Consider the following 1,560-nt stretch of genomic DNA (forward strand, 5'->3'; position numbering starts at 1 on the left):
CCTCACCCGCCAAGGCACCAGGCCCGTGATCTCGCCCATGCCCAACCGCCGCGCCATTCCGCCCTTCGACCCCGTCGCCTACAGAAAGCGCAATCTCATTGAACGCGCCTTCTGCAGGCTCAAGGACTGGCGCGCCATCGCCACACGCTACAACAAAACCGCACGAAACTTCCTCGCAGGTATCTGCCTCGTCCTCGCCGTCACATCTTGGATCAGTTGAGTCCAGAACCTAGAGCATTTTTCGATCAGTCTGGATGATATCCGCATGAGCTGAAGTAGTTGACGCATTCGCGGGGTTGGAAGCTGTCGACGAGCCTGCCGATCAGGTCCCATAGGCCGGAAACAGTTCGCTCTCCGATCTTTCTGAGGATGGCCTTGAGCCGCGCGAACGCCTTCTCGATTGGATTGAAGTCGGGACTATAGGGCGGGAGGAAGCGCAGGGTTGCGCCGGCCGCTTCGATCCGTTCACGCACCGCGTCACGCTTGTGGCTCGACAGATTGTCCATGATGACCACGTCGCCGGGCCGCAGTTCAGGTGTGAGAACTTTGGTGACATACGCCTCGAACCAGTTGCCGTTGATGGGGCCGTCCAGCACCATCGGCGCGACCATCCCGGTCATGCGCAGCCCCGCCACCAACGTGGTGGTCTTGCGGTGACCGTGTGGGAAGCCCATCCGCAGACGTTCGCCCTTGGCGCAGCGGCCATGGCTGCGGATCATGTTGGTGGCGGTCCAGGTCTCGTCGATAAAGACGAGGCGATCCGGGTTCAGATCGAACTGGCTATCGAACCAGTCCTGGCGCTGTTTCAGGATATCGGGGCGATCCTGCTCGATGGCGTGGCCAGTCTTGTTTTACGCGTCATGCCGCGGCGGATGAAGAAGCGGTGAAGCCCGGCCACCGAGACGTGCAAGCCGACCTCGATCAGCGCCAGGCCCAGCTCTGCAAGCGAGATGTCCTTACGCGTTTCCCAGATTGCGAGAAGGTCCGCCCGCCGTTCCTCAACCCGACGTGAGCGCGTGTCGCCACCCTGAGGCTTCGGAGCAAAGCTGCCGGTATCGCGACGCTGCGCTCGCCAGCGGATTGCCGTCGCCACTCCGAAGCGGGCTGCCGCTGCCCGGCAACTCATCCCCTCATCAATCGTCGCCAAGCCGCCGACGAAGATCCATCGATAGTGGTTGGCCCATCCATACCACCCTCCTTCTCCAGCACGGATTCTGAATCAGAAATCAACGCCAATGGGAATCCCTTGCGATTCAGACCGGTCGAAAACCGCTCTAGGTTCTGTACCTATTGCTATGACTACGTGGCGTCTGATTCAAGTCTGCTCGGAGGACTTGGAACATGGCGGAACTGTTCTGGCTGAACGACACGCAATGGGCTGCGATCGAACCATTGCTGCCGAAGCTTGGCGGCAAGCCTCGGGTTGATGACCGCCGAGTGCTGAGCGGCATCCTGCATCGATTTCGCGAGGGCTTGCGATGGCGAGCGCTTCCTGAGGCCTATGGGCCACGAACCACGGTGTTCAACCGGTTCAACCGCTGGAGCCAGCGTGGCCTCTGG

General features: G+C 61.0%; 2 protein-coding genes and 1 pseudogene. 2 read left to right on the plus strand and 1 reads right to left on the minus strand.

What is annotated here, in order from left to right; translation table 11 throughout:
• On the plus strand, positions 1-220 hold a 220-nt coding region (locus B7Z76_RS16090; RefSeq protein ID WP_291345270.1), incomplete at its 5' end, for a transposase.
• A gap of 25 nt (positions 221-245) precedes the next feature.
• On the opposite strand, the pseudogene B7Z76_RS16095 reads toward B7Z76_RS16090, so the two are convergent.
• Positions 246-1,184 (minus strand): annotated as a pseudogene (locus B7Z76_RS16095) (IS630 family transposase).
• Between the two features lie 157 nt (positions 1,185-1,341).
• Here B7Z76_RS16095 and B7Z76_RS16100 point away from each other — a divergent pair.
• Positions 1,342-1,560 (plus strand): transposase (locus tag B7Z76_RS16100; RefSeq protein WP_291345271.1); only part of this gene is annotated, 219 nt, incomplete at its 3' end.

This window comes from Acidiphilium sp. 20-67-58 (assembly GCF_002255515.1).
In the GTDB taxonomy this organism is placed as follows: Bacteria; Pseudomonadota; Alphaproteobacteria; order Acetobacterales; family Acetobacteraceae; genus Acidiphilium.